The organism is Kitasatospora sp. NPDC057223, from assembly GCF_042669755.1.
Classification (GTDB): domain Bacteria; phylum Actinomycetota; class Actinomycetes; order Streptomycetales; family Streptomycetaceae; genus Kitasatospora.
Window position 1 is genome coordinate 1 of the sequence record NZ_JBHUWW010000013.1, and the last position, 20,007, is coordinate 20,007.

Here is a 20,007-nt window from a genome sequence, read left to right on the forward strand (position 1 = left end):
TGCCGGGGCCTGCGCCGCGCGGTGCCCATGGGTAGGGTGCCGGTATGCGATTCCAGTGGGACTGGCTGAGCCCTGTGGTGACCGTTCCCTACGTCCCCACCCTCGGCCCCGTCCACCCTGCCGGCCTCGGGCCGGAGCTGTTCACCAGCGTCATCGCCATGGCGAGCACCGGCCGGTTCCTGGCGCACGACAAGGATCGGCGCTGGTCGGACACCAAGGCCGAGAGCGTCCTCCCCCTGGACATCGACCACCGGCCGGGTCGCACCATCATTCCGACGCTCACTCGGCGTGGAGCGGGCACCGTCAAGGTCCACCTCTATGGGGGCGGGTCCGACGCTCTGGCGAAGGCGGCCGAGCTGGCGGCCAAGCTCGCGGCCACACACAGTGCCGGCGCAGCCCGCGTCATCTCATTCCAGGCACCCGGGGAGGCGCCCCGCAGGGGAACGGCCTGCACCCGGGTTCAGCTCCGCGAATTCACCGCCGACCGCCCCACCGCTCTACCGCCCCACGTGCAGCCGCTGGAGAGCCATCCTCCGGCCGTGCGAGCGACGTTCACGGAGTTCGCCAACAAGTTGTCCGGCGAGGGCTTCGCCTTCCTGCACTCCCGCATGCAGGCCGGCGGGGTCGGGCCGGTCCTGGTCACCGAGACCGACGGGCGCATCAGCGGAGCGATCGGCCCGATGGAGACCATGACCGATCACCAGGGCCGTGCCCGGCTGCTGCCGCAGTACTTCGGTGTCCTGCCGGACTACCGCGGCCGGGGGTACGGCCGGGCACTGTGGCGGGCCGCCATGTACTGGGGCAACACCAACGGGGCCGGCTACCAGCTCCTGCAGACCGAGATCGGCGGCGCTTCCGACATCCTCTGCCGGTCCGAGGGACTGACCGACCTCGGCCTGGTCCACATCACCACCGTCTGAGAGATCAACCCCCGACCTGGCGCGCCGATGTCCCCTTTCGAGGGGGCCACCCCGCCACTTCGAGGCGATGGTGTTCTACTACCTCGCCGACGAGCTCCGCACTGGCGACGTCGCGGTCATCGGCTCGGAGGAGTACGCCGACTGGTCCGAGCGGTTGCTGCCCTGGGAGCAGGTGGAGGAGAAGCTGCCGGAGTACCTGGCGGAGGTGGGCCTGGCCGCGCCGGAGGGTCAGGTGCCGTTCGACGGCCGCGCCCTGGTCGCCCAGCTGCGCGGGCGCCTGTCCGCGGCGGCTGCGGCGGACGGCGAGTACCCGGACAGCGACGAGCTGTTCATCGACTCCGACTCCGGGGTGCCCAAGCTCAAGGCCCGCCGCGCGGAGAAGCCCCGCAAGAGCGCGCGGGTACTGGAGCAGGCCGTCAAGGAGCGGATGCCCGAGCGGACCCTGCTGGGCATCGTGGCCCGCACCGCGTACTGGATCGAGTGGTGGAACCAGTTCGGCCCGGCGTCCGGCAACGACCGAAGCTGAAGGACCCGTTCGGCCGGTACGTGATCACGACGTTCGTGAAGGGCACGAACATGACCTCGCCGGTGTTTCCGGCCACGAACTCTCCATCGCGTCCCGCCGCCACGTCACCACGGCGAAGCTTTCATGGCGCGGGCGAGGAAGGCCAGGTCGGCGGCGGTCTGCCGGCCCGTTCGGGATGTCTGTCCGTCCGGCTTCGCGGTGCCGGTCGTGGGGCGTGAGGCCTGGGGTGCGGTGCGGGCCATCAGATGTCCTCCTTGCCGGCACACCGTCCTTGGAACGGAGGAGACCATCCCCGCGGGTGCGGGGATGGTCCCACGAGCCCGGCCGCGGGGGTCGGAGCGCTCGGCTGCGGGCAGCAGAGTGCCCGCGGTGCGGCGGCCTCCTGCCATCAGACGAACTCCTTGACGGCCGGGCCGGTCGGGCCGCGAAGCTCCTCGGTGAGAGGGAGAGCCACCTCGGCCAGGGCCTCCGAGGGGGCCGCCTGTACGTCCTGCCGGTCTGGCGCAGTCGAATCACGTCGGCCTCCACGGGGGAGGCGAGAGCGTGCTCGACCAGGTCCCGGTCGAGGGGGTCACGGTGGGCCAGGAGTTCCAGCTCGTCCTGGCTGCTGTCGGCTTCCTCGGGCTGGGCCGCGATTTGGCGGTACGTGGCGTACGCCCCCAGAGAGAAGCCGGCCTGGCCGACGCTCGCCCTCGTCCTCAGCTCTGCCCGGCCTTCCACTCTGCGGCGAGCAGGCCGAAGATCACCTCGTCGAGGAACTCGCCGTAGACCCAGGCCGAGCGCCGCAGGGTGCCCTCATGAGTGAAGCCGACCCTGAGCGCGGCACCCCGCATGGCCGTGTTGTCGGCGAGGGTCTCGATCCCCAGGCGGTGCAGGCCGCGGACGGCGAATCCGTACTCGCAGAGCACCCGCACCACATCCGCGCCCAAGCCCCGGCCGCGGAAGGACGGACGTAGCGCGAGCCCGAGGTGACCGGTGCGGTTGTGCACGTCGATGCCCCACAGCACGGCCTCGCCGGCCACCTCGCCGACGGTCCGCTCCACCACGGTGAAGATCGCCACGTCGTCGTTGGGCTCGGCCACGGCGAACGGCGAGTGCGGGCCTGCGGCCACCGGACGCCAGGGCCGGGTGTCGCCCCGGGAGCGGACCAGCACATCCTCGTACAGCTCGGCGTGCAGGAGGGGGATGTCCGCCTCGATGCGGGCCCGAAGCTCGATCTTCTCGCCTTGAATCATGCGGCCAGTGGTACCCCCTGCGTACCTGTCCCGCAAGGCAATTTGGGGCGCCGTTGAACCTGACGGGACGGCGCCGACGCGCGGCGACGGGGCGGTGACGGGCCTCAAACGCGCAGTGCTCAACCAGAGTCGAGCTGTGAGGGGCTGGACACCTTCGGGGTGTGGCGGCTTGAGTCGCTGGTTCTTGGAGCGACACGCCGGTGTGAGTGGCAGCGACTGAGTTGTTGGTTGAGTCGCTGATGTTCAGTCGCTTGGTAAAACTGCAGGTCAATGATGGCGTGGGGCCGCAATTAGCGACTGAAGCGACTGAAGGTCGGGATTATGATGACATTCGCGCGTGCGTGTGTGCGTGATAGACCCGTGCTTGAGTCGCTTCAGTCGCTTTTCTGTTGTTCTCAAGCCTTTGACCTGCTGTTTTGCTGGTTCTGGCGAGGTCAGCGACTGAAGGTCCTCGGTCCCTGGGGGTTCCTCAACAACTACCCAGCCGAACCTGCCGCTACCGTGAAGTTCTCTCTGCCTGCGCTGCACCCCACGAAGCTCGCCGAGGTAACCCGGGCGGCCCTGGCCGGACAGGCACCGTAGGGTGCATCGCCCAGCCATGAGACGGGCGCAGGGGTCGGCACATCTGGCCCGGCATCATGGCCTGGTGACGACATGGATGCGCTGCTACTGGGACGAGGAAGACACCTGGTTCTACTTCGAGGTCGACGCCGAAGGCTGGGTGATCCGGCAGGTTGAACTCGAAGGGCCTGAGCTGACACCGGTCGCAGCCGCCTCCCTCGCCGAGTGGCAGCTGGCCTTCGACGCCGGCCGCCTCGATGAGATCAGCAGGTTCGGGATCACCGCCGAACTGCCCGTCTCGGAATGGGAAGGCCACGTACCCGAACAGCTCACCCTCGGGGAGTTCGAGGAAGTCTGGAGTTCTGCCCGTCGGCAGATCGCATCCCGGCCCAGCTGACTTCCCGGCCCTGCGGAAGCTTTTTGGCATCACCGTGGGAGCACCCCGAGCCTTCCCTGCACTGTCCGGACTCATCCTCACCGACTGGAAGAACGCCCACAGCTGCGCCCGGGCAACGGCGCGCAGCTGTGGCGGCGTACCGCCGACGGCGCCCTGGTGCCGCTCGACGAACTGCTCGCCGGAAAGCACCGCTGATCCGGCCGGGCTCCGGTCGGTTGCGCTCGGCCGGGTTCCGGCCTGCAGGTGGGTTGCACGGACGAGCCGGGCTCCGTCGTCTGTGGGCCGGGGCCGTATCGGCGCGGGAATGCCGGCTGTGTCTTGGTGGCGGTTCGGGCAGGTTGTCGTGGCAGCCGCGTATCTGTCCGCTGCCATCAGGACGTTCCCGCAGCACCCTTATGTCCGTTCGGCCATTCGTATTCGGACATTGCTGGGGGTGATGAGGTCAGCCGGGAGGCCAGGGGTGCCTGTGGGGCCGTTCGTTCGATAGTCATGTCTCTGACAGCCGGGGGGTTGTCAGTGTGAAAGGGGAGGGACATGACGTATCGCAAGCTCGCCACCGCGGTGGCGGCTGTAGCGCTCACGGTGTCGGGAGCGCTGATGACGGCGCCCGTCGCTTCGGCCGCGACGCAGGACGAGCCGACTGCGACCTCGGTCGAGGTGGGCCTGGTCTTCAAGGGGTACGACAAGGCGGTGGCCGAGGCCCACGGATACACGATCAAGACCAGCCCGGCCGGCTTCGAGTACTCCGTGCTGAAGGACGCCACGCCCGAGCAGGACGCCGCCGCACAGGCGAAGGCAGCCCTTCGGTGGGGCAAGACGATGAAGAAGCCCGGGCAGGGCGTGCAGCCCATCCAGGAGGACTACTCGGACTTCATCTCGCCTTCCTGCGGGAAGGCCTGGTTGTCCGGCATCGCGGTGGGCAACCTCTCCGTCGACATCTCCACCGGCTTCGAACCGAACGCCGGCGACGCCGCGATCTTCTACTACTGGAACATCTACCTCTCCGACGCGGGCGGCACCAGCCACCAGGACTTCGGCCCCTCCGGGCTCCTGGAGCGCCGCACCTGGAGCAGCCACCGCACCGTCGGCGGCCTCAGCCCCAGCAACGGCAGGGCCTGGATCGACAGCTCCAGCAGCTACGCCGCCCTGCTCGACGGCGCCTACTGCTACCCCGGGCCCGTCACCGTCCACTACGGCATCAACTGACACACCACGATCGGGTCCGGCCGGGGCGCCCCGGCCGGACCGCCGGAAGGAACCCCGATGATCCGCGTCCCCGGCCCCCTCGGGCCACACCATCCCGCCGGCCCCGACTGGGAGCGGACGCTGCACGAGTTCGGCCGGCCGGTGGCCGTCCTCGCCCACCCCCACCCGGGCTGGAAGGCCCTGCACGGCCGTCAGGCCTCCGACGGATTCCTCACCGACGTCGACGTCCAGTACCACCAGGACGGCAGACACCGCCTGCTGGTGCGCACCGTCCGCCCGGTACCGGCCGATGCCCGGGTCATGCCCGTCTTCACCCTTGACGGCTTCCTGCGGACCTACGTTGCCAACCACGACGAGGACGCCCCGGTACCGACCGTCCTCACCGACCTCGGGGAGCTCGCCGTCCTTCACCTGGAGGGCACCCCGGTCACGGCTACCGCCATCGCCCGCGACGGCTTTTTCGCCCTCAGCGCCACCTTCGGCACCGAGACCTTCGCAGTCGCCGGCACCGACGACCTCCGCGGTATGGCCCGCCACCTGGCCTTCCAAACCGCCACGACGCCCGACTGACGGTCCGGGCATGGTCCTTTCGTCGGTCCCGCAGGGACCGGACCCGAACGTTCTGCGTGTTCGGCCTGCCCAGTGGGCGGGGTGCCCCGACAGACCTGTCGGGGCACCCCGCGGTCAGCACAGGTCTTGACAGCCGCAACGGCCAGGGAGACCACGGCCTTGACGACGCCGGTCCGCCACCGCCCGCCGGCTAAGTCGGGCCCGGCGCAACCCGCTGCCGCTGGCGGTGGCGGCCGTCGTCGTCGCTCTCGTCCTGGTCTCGGCCGTGGTGACGTGGCTGGCCCACCACCTGCTGCTCGTCCTCACGGTACTGGCCGCCGCCGTGGCAGCCACCGTGGTCCTGCGGGCCCTCGCCCTGTGGGCGGAAGGAACCGGCACACCGCCCTGGAACTGACCGCTCACCGTTCACGCTCCCGCCACCGACGCCCAGCCCACCGGGCTGCGAAGCGACGTCACCGGCGCGGTCCACGTGCCAACGCCTCACCGGCACACCACGACAAGACCGTCCCACCACTCCCCCGTCGACCGCTACCGTCGAACCTGCAGCCCGCCCACTGGACGGCCGCCACCATGAAGGTGGCTCAGGTGACTCCCCAGCCAGACCAGCACACCCGGCCTCGGCCCGACCCGCGTACGGGCGACAGTCCAGGGTTCCCCCGCCCCGAGCGGGTACTTGCGCGTAGCCTGACCGACGGGCCGGACGCAGCGGCCGCAGCCGGAAGGGGAGTTCGTGCGGGCGGGGACTGTGCTGGACGGGCGCTACGAGCTCGGCGAGCGCATCGGAGCGGGTGGCTTCGGGCAGGTGTGGGAAGCGTACGACCCGAAAATCGACCGCTGGGTCGCCGTGAAGATCCTGACGGGCGACGGCAGCGCCGACGGCCACCGCCAGGCCGCGCGGTTCGCCCGCGAAGCCGCAGTCGCCGGCGGCCTGAACCACCCGAGCATCGTCACCGTCCACGACTTCGGGTCAACCGTGCCCAAGGGCCGCCAGGTCGTCTACCTGGTGATGGAGCTAATCGACGGGGAACCCCTCTCCGCCGTCCTCCAGGGCGGACCCCTCGGCCGGAGCAAGACCCTGGACATCGCCTACTGCGTCGCCGACGCCCTGGCTGCCGCCCACGACGCAGGCCTGGTCCACCGCGACATCAAGCCCGCCAACATCATGGTCCTGGACGAAGGCGCCACCGCCGCGAAGGTCGTTGACTTCGGCATCACCAAAAGCGCCGACCCCGGCCACAACATCACCACCACCGGCGTCCTCATCGGAACCCCGACGTACATGGCCCCCGAGGCGTTCACCGGCGCCCTCGACCACCGCTCCGACCTGTACGCACTCGGTTGCGTCCTCCACGAGGCCCTCGCCGGCGCCCCGCCCTTCACCGGCGGCACGTTCTGGAACCTCGCCCACCGGCACGCCAACGAACCGCCCCCCGCCCTGCGCGACCTACGCCCCGACGTCCACCCCGAACTGGACGCCCTCATCACCCGCCTGCTCGCCAAGGACCCCGACGACCGCCCCCAGGACGCCCACCAGGCCCGCATCGCCATCGACGAGATCGACGAGCGCTACTACGGCCGGAGTGCGCCCCAGCGGGGCAAGGACCTCTCCACCGAGATCACCCTCAGCCGGGAGCAGGCTCGGCACGGCGCCATCGTCCCGATGCGCCGCAGCGCCCGAACCACCTGCCCCCAATGCGCCGGCGACCCCCGCCGGCAGGACCAGGGCTGGTGCTCGGTGTGCCGCGGATCCGGCCGTATCCTCAACCAAGTTCAGGAGCGCCAGGTCCGCTTCCCGGCCGGCGTCCGCGAAGGACAGCGCGTTCGCCTGCACGACCTGGGCGAGGCCGGAACCAACGGCGGGGAGAACGGCGACCTTTACGTCACCATCCACATCGAGACCTGACCGACCCTCGTCGACCACAGCGCCGTGCCGGTCCAAACCCCGACCTTCCCGTCGATCTTCCCCGACCGTGACCGGACCTCCTCTGCCGGACTGCCGGGCACGGGCAGCAACCGGGCCATACGCCCTGGTCAGCCACCGTGCGCCGCGCGCCGCACCCGTGGCCGGCATCCGAAGGCGACCCCGGCCACAACATCACTCCCGCCGCGGCTCCGCCTGCGCTACTTGAGCAGCCGAAATCCGGGATGCCCCACCCAGACCCTCAGGAACTCCGCCGTGCCCAGCACCATCCACTCGTCGTCTGCGATCCCCAGTACCCCCGGAAGGCCGGCGACGACCGCAGCCTGTCCGTCCAGCAGCTCGGCCTTGGCCACACCCCCGACGATGTCCATGACGGCGGCGGTCAGCAGTGCCGTGGCCACATGGTCGATTCCCGCGTTACAGCAGGCGCTGACATTGACGGCATGGGTCGGCCTGAACCCAAGGACAGCCTCCACCTCGGGCTCGTCCTCGTGCTCGGCCTCGAAGATGTCCTCGTCACCGACACCTGGCCCCATCAGGTAGACCAGGAAAGGACGATGCCAGTCCTCTCGCCGCGGATCGAACCCCCGTAGATCCACGAGCCCCTCGTCCCCGAAGGCGCCACCAAGAAGGGGCAGCGGAAACAGCTTCCGCCGATCCTCCCCTCGCCTGTCCTCCACGCCGAGTCGCTCAGCAGGCACATTGAGGTCGAAGAACCCAGCCCGCTTCTCCTCAAAACGGGAGGAGAGCCCCACCATCAACGCACGGAACTCCTGCAGCGCACCCGGGGAGAGGGGCTCCCCCAACTCGATCACCAACGTCGGACCAGACATGCCGGAACCCTAGTCCTTCGACCTGCTCCGCCACCGCTCAATTCATCCGCCACCGACACCGTGCGCTCCGAACAGCCATGAGCAGCCCCCGAGCACCGGTGACCGTCTTCGGGGATCGCCATCAACCTGCAGGCGGCGGCCACAGTCCACCCAGGCGCTCACCGCTGCGCACAGGACGGGTCTCCGCCCCCACCTCGATGCCAAGTGGGTGACCCGGGCCCTCACCTCTGACCTTCCCTGCTCTCCGCGGTGACCGGACCGCCTCTGCCGGACTGCCGAGCGCGGGCGGCAACCGGGCCAGCAACCCGGCTCGTGGGCAAGACCGAACTGCGTGATCTGACGATCAAGGAACGACGACAGCGCATCGAGCAGGGAACGCGACCGCCTGACCGCGTCGTTGGTCCACCTGGAAGGGAGCGTCCGTGAAGACACGTCAGAGGGACCGAGGCGCCCCCGAACCGCAGACACCGTGGAACGAAGTCAGGCCGCGCCTATGGCAGGGCGGGCACTTCTGGGCCAGCCCTGACGGCGAGGTGCAGACCGCCGTTGTCGGTACTGAATTCGACCTGGTCATCAGCCTGTTCACCCGACCCGGCCACGGACCGCACCCCGGAGTAGACCATCTGATCAGTGAAATCCCAGACGGCCCACTCACGGCTGAGCAACTCCACTCGGTCCAACAGATGGCCGTCACGGCGGCTGAGGCCGTACGGAATGACCGCACCGTTCTCGTGCGCTGCCACTCCGGCTACAACCGCTCCGGCCTCGTCGTCGCACAGACCCTCATCGAGCTGGGCCAGGCCCCGGCGACCGCCATCGCGCTCATTCGACAGAGCCGATCGCCCTGGGCCCTGAACAATCAGACCTTCGAGCAGTACCTCAATACGGGACTCGACGTCGCCTACCTCCTGGCCGGACTCGAAACCCTCACCTGACCAACCAGCATAAGAGGTAAAAGAACAAGCTCAGTCGCCGCAGAGTCGCTGTCCTTCCACTACGTGGGTGCCACCGGCGTGGACGACTTCCGGGGGTCGGTGATCCCGGTCCTCGCTTTCACGGCGCTGGACAAGAACCACGAGGCCCAGCCCCAGGTCACGGTGAGCACGGTGTACGGAAGCGACCACGGGGACCTGGTGACGCCGTACGGGACGAGCATCGACATCCTGCGGTTTTCCGGCACCGGCGCGTACGATGCGGCGGATGTCCGCGTGACGGTGCAGAGCGCGGCCGCCGCCCGCATACCCGCCGGGCTGCACGATGTGAAGACGCAGGCGTTGGACGGCGATGGACACGAGATCACGAAGTTCGAGCGCTTCTCGGCGGTCCGGCTCACCAACGAGGACGACATCCCGGTCTCCGTGAGGATCGCCTACATCCTCTGGGACCAGCCGCTCCACGGCGATACCCAGCAGGCCACCGAGGTCACGCCGATCGGCGGTCTGACCAGGATTCCGGCCCACGGCACCGCCGTCGTAGAGGTGACAGCCGATGCCGCAGCCGAAGCGTCCCGCAATTCCAACCGAGCGGCGGTCAGCCTCAAGGCCTACAAATCACAGTAGCCCGGCGTCGCACGATGCACGAAGGCGCTGTGCCGTGGCGGCAGCATCGCGGGCGCCGGCCAGATCGGATTGGACCGACGCGGGGCCCGCTCTGCTGGTGCCCAAGCTACGGGTGGACACCGGCCGGCACAGCGGAAGGCCGACGGGTAGCCGGCCGCTGCGCGAGCAGCAAAGGCTGCTGCTGGGGTACTCGTCAGGGAGAGCGCGCCATCATCTACCCTGCGCTGCACTGGAATCGGTACCATCGGCGCATGAGTAGCACGGAGCTGACGGCCCGTCTGGACGAGACACTCGTGGACCACCTGCGCACCGCCGCCTCGCAGGCCGGAATCCCGGTCGACGACTACCTGGCCCGTGTACTGGCCGCCGACCGGGACGCCCTGCACGGAGCCAACGATGGCCAAGTCGCCCGCGCACGGGCCCTGACTGCCGTGGCCTACCGCACCTGGACCGCGGCCGGCCGGCCAGAGGACGGCTACTCGACCTCAGACGAGCTCTTCGGCCCGTGACCGACCCGACTTTCCAGGCCCGGTTTTCCGCCGAGACCACCGCACTGATCCGCACCGCGATGTCCGAGCCGGACCGAAAACTCCTCCACGGCGCCGTCGAACAGGCCAGCCGGGACCCTTGGTCCTGGCCACAGGCTGACCGCTACGACCTGGACGACTCCGTCCGCGAGATCACGCTGCCCGGGATCATCGCCCACTACGTGATCCTGCCCGACCCACCGGTCCCCCACCTGTGGTTCCTGGCTGTCATCGTCCACTGACCAACGCGCCCGGGGCCGCCCGGCCCACACCAGCCCACCCGGCCGGCTGCGCGGTACGGACCGGACCGCCGCACCCGCTACGGGCCAGCAGCCGCCACCCAGCCGTCCCTGGAGACCCGATGCCGCGGAGCCAGCAACCCGCCTACGCCGCCGTCACCGAGGTACTGCGCTCCCGGATCACCACCGGCCAGTGGCAGCACGGCACCCGGCTGCCCTCCTGCGCAGCACTGGCCTCCGAACTGGGAGTCGGCGACAACCTCGTCCAACGAGCGCAAGAGACCCTCATCCGCGAAGGGCTACTCGAAGGACGGACCGGATCAGGCACCTACGCTGCCAGCCCGAGCCTCCTCCTCCACCTCGACCCAGACAGCCAGTTCGGCGTCCGGCCCGCCATCAACGGCCACTGGACGGTACTGTGCCGTCGCCCAGGCCCCGTCACCATCGCCTACTTCAGCAACGACCAGCCCACCCTGCTCGCACGCGCCACCGACCCGACCAGGCCAGGCACCCCGGCCCTGCTGCGTGCCGCCACCGCCGCCACCGCCACCGCCACCGCCGCCACCGATGACGCCCTGGCCCTCGGCCTCCTGCGGGCCGAACCTGTCACCCTGGTAGAGGCAACGAGCCGAGACGGCGAGACCAGCCCGGTCAGCGTTCCGGCCCGCTACTGGGACATCGCCCCGTCCTGAACGTCCTCAGAGATCCCGGGCGGGAAAGCCAGCCGGACCGGTCCCCCAGCACTCCCCCGTCACCGATGGTTCAGCCACCACACCACACCGCTGACCGACGCCGCGCCCGCAGCGCACTGACGCCGGCCAACGGCGCCGGTGAGTGCTTGAACCGCGTTGAGGTCTGCTGTTTCCACTGGCCTGGATGTTCGTACGGCTACTGGACCGGGCCACTCAACGTTTCGATCGACAGGCGCGGGCACCTCTCGTGCATCCGGGTGCGTCCTGCCAGCTCTTCCGGGGGTTCGACGCCACCTTGAAGGGCATCGACGTAGGCCCGTGCTTCCCGCAGATTCAGTCGCGGGGCTTGCTTGCGCAGGTGGCTCATCGCGGCCACGACCCCGGCGGAGTGCAGGAGTGCGCGGACGGACGAGGCCAGTGGGTCAGGCGGTCGGATGCCCTTGACCTGCTGGAGGTAGAACTCCTCCCAGTTCTCGGCTATCCACGTAGTGGCAGGGATGTGATGGATGCTGCCGTCACGCCGGTCCACCAGGTAGGGGCCGCTGCCGATGAGGCAGTCACGCGGATCACGGGTGCGGGCGTACTCCGCTGAGTTCCAGAAGACGAGCCAGCCCACTGCACGCTCCTCCACGGCGCAGACGGCCAGTTCGAGGAGCGGCCCTGCCCACGTCAGCCGTTCTCGGGCCAACAGGGACTCGACAAGCTCGACAGCGTGTTCCTTGGAAATCACGCTTCCATCATTCACCGCGGGTCAATCGGGTTTCGGAGGGCGGGGCGTGGCCGCACCCCCGACGAGATCTCAGACGCCGGCCCCGGTGGCGGCCTTGGCCAGGACGTCCTCGTCCGGACGCGTCTACGTGCCGGCAAGGGTGACGGCGAGGGCGTGGTCGATGGCGTCACACAGCGCCGGCAGGTCGTGGCGGAGTCGTTGAGCTTGTGATCTATCCACTCGTCTTCGTCGGTGGAACAGGTGATCGTGGTGATCATCATGCGGAAGACTGGGTGCGTGACGCTTCCTACTCAGCTTGCCGCTGCTGAAGAGATCCACGACTACCTCATTGATCAGCTCAACCTCACTCTTCGCCGGCCCGGGATGTTCGGGGGCGAGGCGGCTCTCCGGATCCTGATTGACCACGTGCTGTTCGTCGAGCGCCGGCCCGAGGCGTGGAACCAGCTGAAGCAAAGTTGGGAAGAGTTGGGGCTCTGGACCCCGATCGGCCCCAGCGGGGCCTTCCAGGATGTCTTCCCCGCGCAGGCTGACTGCTGCGAAGTCGCCTCGGTATACGGGGAGTTCGCGTACCGGAACGGCTGGCTCAAGCCCGATCGGGTTCTCACCGGGGAGGAGTACGAGGCTCTCACGGGGCGAGTCCGGCGGTGGGCTGCGGTTGACCGCACCTGGGCTGACGTGACGGCGGAGTTCGGCTCTCCCTCTGTGCTGTTCGGAGGGAACAATCCTCTGTACGGGAAGACGCTCGGCTACCTCTCGGAGGATCCGCACCAGCCGATGGTGGTCTTCCACCTGTGGAACGGCAGCGAACCGGGGGCCGAACGGTGGCCGCCCGAGCATGCGCAACCGTTGCTCCTCGTAGTGCGTTTCGGCGGCGGCTCGTTCCGCGGATCGTTGACCTTCACCCCCGAGGGCGAGCGGAGAAAGCCGACGGTCGGGGATCCTTACCTGCCGCAGTAGCGGTCCTACGGTGGACGCAGGTCACCCACACGAGGCTTTCCAGGACAGTGAACCCGCCCCCGCATGATTCTGGATCTCCAAGAGGTACAGGACTCGATGCGAAGGCCGTGCTGGTGAGCGTGATGGAACAGGGCGTGCTGGGCGTTCCGCTGGCGGAACTGTCACGCTTCCGGGGGTCTTCTACGACTGCCTAACCGGGCGACGCGATGCGCTGTTCGAGCTCACGGACGCGGTGCTGCGCACCGACGGCCCGGTGAGGACTCTGGTCGAGCGCCCCGTTCTTCGTGACCGGCCTTTCGGGGGCGCCGTCAGCTCGGCGATCCTGCCCTCCCAGGCGGCCCGGGCGTCGGCCAGCTCACGGCGCAGGTCGCCGATCTCCTTGCGGGCCCGGGTGAGTTCGCCCTGATCGCGCTCAAGCACACGCAGGGCCTGCGTCCGGGTCTCGTGCAAGCCCTCGCTGATCGTGGCGACCAGATCGGTACGTAACTCCTCCCGGCCGGTCCGTAACCCCTGCGGCTCCTTCAGCAGCGTGGGAGCCGTTTCGGTGCGTAGGAGCGCGAGCTCGTCAGCGGTTCTCGTCATGTGCGCTCCCGGTGGCGGCGCGCGGCAGTAGGCACGCCCGGGCCAAGCGTGGTGGGCGCTTCACCAGGCCGGGGCGTGTTGAGCGGCGCTGTCCCGGCTGGAACGATCACTGTCCGGAATCGCATCGTCACATTCTTCGACCGGCCCGCCATCTCTCCCCAGCGCCCGGACCCGGCAAGCAGAGGCCCGCACCGTCGGCGCCCGGCGGGGTTCGGGAGTTCACCAGCGGCGGCGTAGCCTACGGTCAAACGGCATACCAACGATCTTGGGGGAGTCATGGCCGAGACGGCCTCGCTGACGGACTGGTCGGACGAGATGCGGGGAGAGCACCTGCGCCGAACTGCACGGGGAGGATGGTCCAGGATCCGCCCCATGGCGACGATGATGCTGCTCATCGGCACCGTCATGGACGGTGCGCCCTTCACCCGCGAGGAGCTGGGCCCGTTCGTCTCGACGATGGACAACCCGGACGGCGCCCTCACGCACTCCTGCTGGGACACCGGCGGTGACGACTCCGACGAGGACGATCTGGCCGCACTCCCCGGCCAGATCGCCGAAGCCACCCGCTACGCCGCGCACTACGGCCTGCCCCCGCTGGAGACCAACAACGACGTCATCACCCTGCTCGTCGCGGCCAAGGTCCTCCACGAAATCCCGGACGACTCCGGCCGGCTGCGCCTGCACCCCGTCAGCCCCCTGCCGTTCCCCAGTGACGTCCTGCCGCTGAGCGCTGAGGAGGAGAAGGTGCAGCGCGAGCTGCGGATGAGCCTCGTCTACTCCGACGACTCGTTCGAGGTCATCGGACTGTTCGAACCGGACGGGCGCCGCCTCGAGGAGGTCACCACCAGCCTGCAGCGCCTGGCACGCGTCATCGACGGTGACCCGCACGACGCCCGCCAGGCGGTCCTGCTGCTGCTCGGCGAAGGCGACTTCACCGCCACCGAGGACATCACCGCGATCCCCGCGCACAAGGTCTTCCGGCTGCGGTGCGACTGGGAGAAGTTCGACCAGAGCCGCATCTCCATCCACGGCGTCAACGACGACGGCCAGATCGTCGTGACCCTTCCGGAGGACCACCAGGAGCAGCACGGTGCCGGCGTCGCACGTCCGGACGACAGGCTGTAGTAGGCGACCGCCGAAGAGGGCGGTGGTCCCCTTTGCCGGGGGCCACCGCCCTCTTTCGGTTCAGTGTGCGGTGCGAAGGTCCTGCCGCCTGGTGACGAGGGCGTGTCCGGCGGCTGCGGGACGGCCACCCGGGCGGCCGGTGCCGCACTTCGCGGGCTGCGGCTGTACGGGCGGGCTGGTGGAGGAGGAGGAGCCGTGGATGCGGGTGGTGGCGGAGCTGACCGCGTGCGCGGCCGCACAGCCTGCGGGTGCCTCGGTGTGGTGGCTGCCGGCAGGTGCAGCGCTGCCGGCAGTGGAGTACGCGGACGCCGCCGAGCTTTACGCCTTCGATCTTGAGACCGCCGCCGGCCACCCGGCGGTCCTCGCCGAGGAGGAGGTTCTGAAGGCCGTCACCGAGCGGGCGCCGCGTACCGCAGCCGCCCGATCCCTGCTCATCGATGCCGAGCTCGCCGTCTGGGCCAGCGCGCGGAACGGCAGGGCGTAGCCGGTCCCTACGCCGCCACGGTGTCCAGCAGCTCGCGCAGCCGGACCACGGACTCGCGGGCCGTGCTGACCTGGGAAGCCACCCGGGCCCGTCGGGCGGGTGGGTTAGTCGCAGTCGTTGCAGATCGGCTGGTTGTTCTTGAGGCGGGCGAGCCTGGTTTTGTGGTGGACGAGGAAGCAGTTGGCGCAGGTGAATTCGTCGTTCAGCATGGGTTGGACGGCGACGGTGAGTTCTTCGCCGGAGAGGTCGGCGCCGGGCAGCTCCGATCCGTCGGCGGCTTCCAGGGCGTCGACGGCGTCGATGGCGGAGGCCGCCTTGTCGCTGCGGTGGGCCTTCAGCTCCTCGATGCTGTCCGTCGAGCTGTCGTCGTCGGTCTTGCGCGGAGCGTCGTAGTCGGTTGCCATAGATGGTCCTGTCGTTGTGATCGAGCCGGTCGCCGAGAAGCTGACGACCAGTACCGGGCTGCGCCTCGTCCTGGTGAGGGGTGTGGTACCCCCGCCGTCCCGCTGGCGTCATGTCCGCAGTGGTGTACGGAGTGTAGTTGACCTTGTGGCCGTGCAGACCTCGGGCGTAGCCTCACCGAGGCCCTGGACAACCCGGACGGTGACGGGACGAGCCGCGGCTGGTGGAGGAGACCGCCGCCCAGCCAGGCATGGGTACGGGCCGAGCGCGAGTGCCTCGCAGTCGCACGACGACGCACAGGCCGTCTGGTGCAGACCCTCGAACAGGTTGTCGCCACCGCCCTACGCGCCCTGCGTCGCCGCAGCCGCCCCACGGTCGTGCCCGGCACGGCCCACCGCCTCCTCGTCGACGCCCGTACTCTCACCACTCTGGCCCGTACCTGAACCACCCGCACAAACGGGAAAGATGCCGGAGCTCCGAGCAGTCAAGGACAAGGGCCGGGTCCAAAGCGTCGCGCCCGGCGGACTTCCAGGCCGAGCCGTGATCCGGGGAGCCGGGCGGCATCACCGCCTTCGGGGCCGCAGAGGTCGCCACCGGCGCCACCACAGCGCTGGCGCGGGCCTCGTCCAGCTGCCGGCGCAGCTAGCGGATCTCCCTCTGCGCGTCGGTCAGGATCTTCGGCTCCCGGCCCACGACGCGCTGCGGTTCCTCGCGGATCTCGTGCAGGCCCGCGGCGAAGGCCGTGGTCGGTTCGCTGCGCAGCGTGGGGCGGGGCCGACGGAGGCGGGTGACGTGTTTGTCGTGTTCTTCTAGGCGCCGATCTACGAGTGCGAGCGTGATGGGCCTCTGCTGGCATACTTTGACGTCACCGCCTGTCTCCACCGATGAAGCCGCAGATCACTTCACATCATTACCGGGAGAACCCATAACCGTGAGCAAGAACATCAACAACCCCGTGGGCATGGGCGGTGGCCAGCGGAAGAGGCTGTCCCGCACCGAACGGCAGAACAACGGTCCGCACCGCAACCTCGACCGCCAGGGTGCTGCCGACCAGAAGGCGGAGCTGGTACGCAAGATCCGCGAGAAGGAAGGCGCAGTTGACAGCGCCGGGCAGGCGGGCGACGAAACCGCACAGAGCTGACGCACTGCCGCCTCAGGGCGGCACTGCACTGGACGGGTCCTGCTGCCGTCCCGGCGTGGCCGGTCCCGTGCAGCTCTCGGCCGGCCATCGCGTCGCAGCCGACCACCCGGGGCAGCCACAGGGTTGGTAGCCCCGTCACCGCCACCACCCCTGCACTGGCGCGCCCTGCCCGCCGACCGCGGCCACACCTTCGGCACCATCGAGCCGGCCCCGGAGCAGTACACCGACGCCGAGGAAGCGGTCCGCCGGCTCCAGGTGCTCCTCGCCCAGACGGCCGCCACCTGACCCCGGCTCAAGGCCGGCGGCGACCAGCAGATGCAGCGCCGCGCTCGGACCGGACGCACGGCCGAGTGGGTTGTCGGCGGGAGCTATGGAGCACTCTGGACCTGGGACCTGGGCACTGACACCAGGAGTCCGATCCTTCCCGGGTACGAGGGGTCGGTGAACGCCATGGTGGTCGCGTCGGATGGCAGCTGGCTCGCCGCCGACGGCAGTCACGGGACCGTACGCTTCTGGGACCTTGACGAGAACACCGAGGCAGCTGCCATCACCAGCATCAACGGCGGCGTGAAGGCACTGGCGCTCTCCCACGACGGCACCACGCTCGCCATGACGACCTACCGAGGCAGCGGGACGAAAAGGATCTGGGACCTTGTCACCGGCACCCATGTCACCACCCTCACCGGGCACGTCAACGGGGTGAACACCGTCGCGATCTCGCCCGACAGCACGTGGATCGCTGGAGGCGGTGAGGACGGCATCATACGGATCTGGGATCTCAGCTCCAGCACACGAACCAGCACCGCGTCCACTTGGCCGGGCGGTGCCGTCAACGCCGTGATCCTTCGTGGCCACCTTGACCGGACTGGGCGGCTGGGTGGCCGCACTGGCGATCGCCCCCGACGGCAGCTGGCTCGCCGCTGGAGGCAGCGGCGGGACGGTCGCTGTCTGGGATCTTCGCTCCGGCGAACACCTCGCTACCCTCACCGGTCACACCGAATGGGTGAGCGCGCTCGCGGTCTCACCCGACGGCGCCTGGCTCGCCAGCACGAGCAACGACAGAACAGTACGGGTCTGGAACATCGCGGCCCGTGAAACAGCAACAATGATGCGTACAGACAACAGCCTGAACTGCTGCCGCTGGTCATCTGACGGAACAGCTCCGGGAGTCGGCGGATCTGCTGGGTTGTACTCCTTCCGCTTCCATCCCGGTACCGCCTAGGAAGGCCCGGGCAGGGCATCAAGGTACGGGCACGGGTCAGGCCTGTAGCTCCGTCCACCTGACCGGCGCTCCGCCCTGGCTGCTGAGTGGGTGCCACACCGGCGCGGCGGGGCCGTGATGTGGACCCGGGGGTGTGGATAGGGGCTTCGACGGGGTCAGTGGGTCGTGAGGGGTGTGTTGCTGAGGCGCTGTACGGCGGTGAGGATCTGGGGCGCGGTGGCGTTCATGCCGGCGGGGTGGAGGACGAGGGGGCTGCCGTAGCGCTTGGTGAAGGCTTGTGCTCTCGCGTGCGGGCGTTGGAGGGGTATACCGGTGGGCAGGGTGGGCAGGGTGATGCCTGGCCGGGGGACGAAGACGACGGCCGGCGGCTGCTTCTTGGTGCCGGCCTGCGCGCGGACCTCGCGCAGGTCCGACCAGGGCACCGTCGGCTGGCCGTGGACGGTGATGCCTTCGGTGTCCAGGCACAGCAGGCATCCGATGGCCCGCAGTCGCAGCTGCAGGGTCACCACGAAGGCGCTTGCCGCCACGCAGGCCACGGTGGCGGCGCAGCCGGCGATGAAGGCGAAGTGGTCCCGCGGTGCGAGGAGCATGTTGAGGGCGGGGAACAGTCCCAGGAGCGGGGACAGCGCGATGACGGCGAACACGCCCGGCCTCGCGCGTACTTCCAACGGGGAACGGTCCTGACCAGTGGGGCTGGTGGGTGGCATGGGCGAAATCTACGTCACGACCGCACGGTGCTGACGGCCGTGAGCGGAACCCATACCGCCCGGCCGGTGCCGACAGGTGGTGCGGCCCGGAGTCCCTGGCGGTCCGGGCCGCCCTTCCGGGTCCCACCCGCCGCCATCCGGGCGCTGCGCTGCCGCTCCGTCGAGGGCGTGGTGTCGGTGACCGACCGCGCGAAGGCGCCGTACCCGCGTCCTGAACGACCCGCGCACCGCCCGGTGCCGCCCCGTGCCGCCCGGTGCCGTGGCCGGGAGTCTCACCCGGCGAGCACCGACACCAGTGCCGTCGCGAACACCGCTGTGACCCACGTCCACAGCACCGACAGCCCGATGTGCGCGGCGGTGCGCAGCCGGTCGCCCCGCCACAGCTTCGGTGAGAACACCGCGAACTCGAACAGCCACCGGGTACCCCAGAACAGCGTCTGGCCGGCGAGCAGCGCCGTGCCGAGCCGCCCGCCGGCCAGCAGCTCGGGCGCGAGGAACAGCGGCAACAGGCCGAGCAGTGCGCAGGTCAGCCCTATGAAGAACAGGTGCGCACCGGCGACCTGGCGGGTCAGCAGGCTGGTGCCGGCCAGGTCTGCCGGCCAGCCGATCAGCCACGGCAGTACCAGGTGCACCGCACCCATGGCGACCAGGGCGAGACCGGCCAGGCGCAGCTGGCCTTCCGAGCCGAGAAGTTCACCCACCGTGCGCCACCTCCCCGCGGGCGAGGACGAACGCCGTCACCAGGCCGCCGATCCGCAGCTCGCCGACGGTCTGCAGACCGGCACCGGCCGCCAGCCGCAGCCACTCCCGCCGCGGGAGGAAGTGCCAGGCACCGGGACCGTACACCGCGGTGTTGGCTGTGTCCCGCAGGTGCTCCACCAGGACCAGCCGGCCACCCGGCCGCAGCACCCGGACGCACTCCGCGAAGAGCGCCTCCCGGTCGGCGGCCCGCCGCAGCTCGTGCGCGGCGAACACCGCGAAGACCGTGTCCGCGGACCCGGACGCCACCGGCAGCCGGTCCGGCCGCCCCGCCACCGTGCCCGCGACCGGCGGCACCAGCCGCCGCGCCCGACGGATCGAACCCTCGGTCATCAGCACCGGGTCGTACAGGTCCACCACGTGCTGGGCCGCGTCCGGCCGGCGGGCCGCCAGCGGACGGCTCGCCTCGTCCAGCCCGGCGGAGACCACGACGTGGGCGCCGGGGCCGTCGGGCAGCAGGTCGTCCAGCCACTCGAAGGAGTGCAGGCCGGAGCGGTCGTAGACCCACCAGCTCGCAGCGGTGCTGCTCACCAGCAGGGCCATCGCGGCCCAAGCACCCGCCCGTGCCGCGACCGCGGCCGGGCCCGGAACGCGCCGGGCGACCACCCACCCCGCCCCGGCGACCAGGCAACCCGCCGCATACAGCGGCCAGTTGTAGCGGAAGACGTCCCGCACACCCGAAGGCCGCGGCGGACGTTGCGCCGTGCCCGGC

The 20,007-nt window shown here is 69.7% G+C and carries 27 protein-coding genes and 2 pseudogenes; 21 read left to right on the forward strand and 8 right to left on the reverse strand.

Features of this window, described 5'->3' with window-relative positions; all coding sequences use genetic code 11:
* Positions 1-44: 44 nt before the first annotated feature.
* Complete coding sequence (locus ACFUK0_RS07625) at positions 45-920, forward strand: GNAT family N-acetyltransferase (protein WP_380247245.1); 876 nt, start codon at positions 45-47, stop codon at positions 918-920.
* A 67-nt stretch (positions 921-987) separates the two neighbouring features.
* Positions 988-1,446, forward strand: coding sequence for a hypothetical protein (locus ACFUK0_RS07630; protein ID WP_380247247.1), 459 nt, complete (start codon positions 988-990; stop codon positions 1,444-1,446).
* 104 nt (positions 1,447-1,550) lie between these two features.
* On the opposite strand, the gene ACFUK0_RS07635 is transcribed toward ACFUK0_RS07630, so the two are convergent.
* Together ACFUK0_RS07635 and ACFUK0_RS07640 are read right to left on the reverse strand one after the other, a co-directional pair.
* Positions 1,551-1,688, reverse strand: a complete 138-nt coding sequence (locus ACFUK0_RS07635; RefSeq protein ID WP_380247249.1) for a hypothetical protein — start codon at positions 1,686-1,688, stop codon at positions 1,551-1,553.
* Positions 1,689-2,144: 456 nt separating this feature from the next.
* Positions 2,145-2,681 (reverse strand): GNAT family N-acetyltransferase, encoded by a 537-nt coding sequence (locus ACFUK0_RS07640; protein WP_380247251.1) that lies wholly within the window; start codon positions 2,679-2,681, stop codon positions 2,145-2,147.
* A gap of 658 nt (positions 2,682-3,339) precedes the next feature.
* Between ACFUK0_RS07640 and ACFUK0_RS07645 the strand changes: the two genes are divergently transcribed.
* From ACFUK0_RS07645 to ACFUK0_RS07665, 5 genes are all read left to right on the forward strand, one after another.
* The gene (locus ACFUK0_RS07645) at positions 3,340-3,639 is read left to right on the forward strand and encodes a hypothetical protein (protein WP_380247430.1); all 300 of its coding nucleotides are present in this window, start codon (positions 3,340-3,342) and stop codon (positions 3,637-3,639) included.
* A gap of 534 nt (positions 3,640-4,173) precedes the next feature.
* Complete coding sequence (locus tag ACFUK0_RS07650; protein ID WP_380247253.1) at positions 4,174-4,845, forward strand: hypothetical protein; 672 nt, start codon at positions 4,174-4,176, stop codon at positions 4,843-4,845.
* A gap of 57 nt (positions 4,846-4,902) precedes the next feature.
* The gene (locus ACFUK0_RS07655; protein WP_380247254.1) at positions 4,903-5,415 is read left to right on the forward strand and encodes a hypothetical protein; all 513 of its coding nucleotides are present in this window, start codon (positions 4,903-4,905) and stop codon (positions 5,413-5,415) included.
* A gap of 226 nt (positions 5,416-5,641) precedes the next feature.
* Complete coding sequence (locus ACFUK0_RS07660; protein ID WP_380247256.1) at positions 5,642-5,809, forward strand: hypothetical protein; 168 nt, start codon at positions 5,642-5,644, stop codon at positions 5,807-5,809.
* Between the two features lie 336 nt (positions 5,810-6,145).
* Positions 6,146-7,318 (forward strand): protein kinase, encoded by a 1,173-nt coding sequence (locus ACFUK0_RS07665; protein ID WP_380247258.1) that lies wholly within the window; start codon positions 6,146-6,148, stop codon positions 7,316-7,318.
* 218 nt (positions 7,319-7,536) lie between these two features.
* On the opposite strand, the gene ACFUK0_RS07670 is transcribed toward ACFUK0_RS07665, so the two are convergent.
* Positions 7,537-8,169, reverse strand: coding sequence for a DUF6368 family protein (locus ACFUK0_RS07670; RefSeq protein WP_380247260.1), 633 nt, complete (start codon positions 8,167-8,169; stop codon positions 7,537-7,539).
* A 422-nt stretch (positions 8,170-8,591) separates the two neighbouring features.
* Between ACFUK0_RS07670 and ACFUK0_RS07675 the strand changes: the two genes are divergently transcribed.
* From ACFUK0_RS07675 to ACFUK0_RS07695, 5 genes are all read left to right on the forward strand, one after another.
* Positions 8,592-9,104, forward strand: a complete 513-nt coding sequence (locus ACFUK0_RS07675) for a protein phosphatase (RefSeq protein WP_380247262.1) — start codon at positions 8,592-8,594, stop codon at positions 9,102-9,104.
* Between the two features lie 78 nt (positions 9,105-9,182).
* A complete protein-coding gene (locus ACFUK0_RS07680) occupies positions 9,183-9,728 on the forward strand; it encodes a hypothetical protein (RefSeq protein WP_380247263.1) in 546 nt (181 codons plus the stop codon).
* Positions 9,729-9,979: 251 nt separating this feature from the next.
* Positions 9,980-10,237 carry a hypothetical protein gene (locus ACFUK0_RS07685; protein ID WP_380247265.1) on the forward strand — a complete coding sequence of 86 codons (258 nt, stop codon included), beginning with the start codon at positions 9,980-9,982 and terminating at the stop codon, positions 10,235-10,237.
* Positions 10,234-10,497 carry a hypothetical protein gene (locus ACFUK0_RS07690; RefSeq protein ID WP_380247267.1) on the forward strand — a complete coding sequence of 88 codons (264 nt, stop codon included), beginning with the start codon at positions 10,234-10,236 and terminating at the stop codon, positions 10,495-10,497. Before ACFUK0_RS07685 ends, ACFUK0_RS07690 begins: the two co-directional genes overlap by 4 nt.
* Before the next feature lie 119 nt (positions 10,498-10,616).
* On the forward strand, positions 10,617-11,186 hold the full coding sequence (locus tag ACFUK0_RS07695; RefSeq protein ID WP_380247269.1) for a GntR family transcriptional regulator: 570 nt from the start codon (positions 10,617-10,619) through the stop codon (positions 11,184-11,186).
* A 196-nt stretch (positions 11,187-11,382) separates the two neighbouring features.
* Here the strand turns inward: ACFUK0_RS07695 and ACFUK0_RS07700 are convergent, their stop codons facing one another.
* Complete coding sequence (locus ACFUK0_RS07700; RefSeq protein ID WP_380247271.1) at positions 11,383-11,916, reverse strand: YrhB domain-containing protein; 534 nt, start codon at positions 11,914-11,916, stop codon at positions 11,383-11,385.
* A 231-nt stretch (positions 11,917-12,147) separates the two neighbouring features.
* Here ACFUK0_RS07700 and ACFUK0_RS07705 point away from each other — a divergent pair, with 231 nt between their 5' ends.
* The 4 genes and pseudogenes from ACFUK0_RS07705 (at position 12,148) to ACFUK0_RS07720 (ending at position 15,064) form a co-directional block, all read left to right on the forward strand.
* On the forward strand, positions 12,148-12,873 hold the full coding sequence (locus ACFUK0_RS07705; RefSeq protein ID WP_380247273.1) for a hypothetical protein: 726 nt from the start codon (positions 12,148-12,150) through the stop codon (positions 12,871-12,873).
* Positions 12,874-12,995: 122 nt separating this feature from the next.
* Positions 12,996-13,145, forward strand: a pseudogene (locus ACFUK0_RS07710) (transposase); the annotation flags it as partial.
* Positions 13,146-13,770: 625 nt separating this feature from the next.
* Complete coding sequence (locus ACFUK0_RS07715) at positions 13,771-14,580, forward strand: DUF6042 family protein (RefSeq protein ID WP_380247432.1); 810 nt, start codon at positions 13,771-13,773, stop codon at positions 14,578-14,580.
* Positions 14,581-14,719: 139 nt separating this feature from the next.
* A complete protein-coding gene (locus ACFUK0_RS07720; protein WP_380247274.1) occupies positions 14,720-15,064 on the forward strand; it encodes a hypothetical protein in 345 nt (114 codons plus the stop codon).
* Between the two features lie 104 nt (positions 15,065-15,168).
* Here the strand turns inward: ACFUK0_RS07720 and ACFUK0_RS07725 are convergent, their stop codons facing one another.
* The gene (locus ACFUK0_RS07725) at positions 15,169-15,468 is read right to left on the reverse strand and encodes a DUF4193 domain-containing protein (protein WP_380247276.1); all 300 of its coding nucleotides are present in this window, start codon (positions 15,466-15,468) and stop codon (positions 15,169-15,171) included.
* Positions 15,469-15,774: 306 nt separating this feature from the next.
* Here ACFUK0_RS07725 and ACFUK0_RS07730 point away from each other — a divergent pair, with 306 nt between their 5' ends.
* The 5 genes and pseudogenes from ACFUK0_RS07730 to ACFUK0_RS07750 all read left to right on the forward strand — a co-directional run bounded on the left by ACFUK0_RS07730 (position 15,775) and on the right by ACFUK0_RS07750 (position 17,829).
* The gene (locus ACFUK0_RS07730; protein WP_380247278.1) at positions 15,775-15,909 is read left to right on the forward strand and encodes a hypothetical protein; all 135 of its coding nucleotides are present in this window, start codon (positions 15,775-15,777) and stop codon (positions 15,907-15,909) included.
* Between the two features lie 482 nt (positions 15,910-16,391).
* Entirely contained in the window at positions 16,392-16,607 is a 216-nt protein-coding gene (locus tag ACFUK0_RS07735) for a DUF6243 family protein (RefSeq protein ID WP_380247434.1), read from the forward strand.
* Positions 16,608-16,730: 123 nt separating this feature from the next.
* The gene (locus tag ACFUK0_RS07740; protein WP_380247280.1) at positions 16,731-16,892 is read left to right on the forward strand and encodes a hypothetical protein; all 162 of its coding nucleotides are present in this window, start codon (positions 16,731-16,733) and stop codon (positions 16,890-16,892) included.
* 30 nt (positions 16,893-16,922) lie between these two features.
* A pseudogene (locus ACFUK0_RS07745) lies at positions 16,923-17,372 on the forward strand (WD40 repeat domain-containing protein); the annotation flags it as partial.
* 112 nt (positions 17,373-17,484) lie between these two features.
* Complete coding sequence (locus tag ACFUK0_RS07750) at positions 17,485-17,829, forward strand: WD40 repeat domain-containing protein (RefSeq protein ID WP_380247282.1); 345 nt, start codon at positions 17,485-17,487, stop codon at positions 17,827-17,829.
* 155 nt (positions 17,830-17,984) lie between these two features.
* Here the strand turns inward: ACFUK0_RS07750 and ACFUK0_RS07755 are convergent, their stop codons facing one another.
* From ACFUK0_RS07755 to ACFUK0_RS07765, 3 genes are all read right to left on the reverse strand, one after another.
* Positions 17,985-18,536 (reverse strand): hypothetical protein, encoded by a 552-nt coding sequence (locus ACFUK0_RS07755; RefSeq protein ID WP_380247284.1) that lies wholly within the window; start codon positions 18,534-18,536, stop codon positions 17,985-17,987.
* Between the two features lie 272 nt (positions 18,537-18,808).
* Positions 18,809-19,237 (reverse strand): hypothetical protein, encoded by a 429-nt coding sequence (locus tag ACFUK0_RS07760; RefSeq protein WP_380247286.1) that lies wholly within the window; start codon positions 19,235-19,237, stop codon positions 18,809-18,811.
* Entirely contained in the window at positions 19,230-19,826 is a 597-nt protein-coding gene (locus ACFUK0_RS07765) for a class I SAM-dependent methyltransferase (RefSeq protein WP_380247287.1), read from the reverse strand. Before ACFUK0_RS07765 ends, ACFUK0_RS07760 begins: the two co-directional genes overlap by 8 nt.
* Positions 19,827-20,007: the final 181 nt, after the last annotated feature.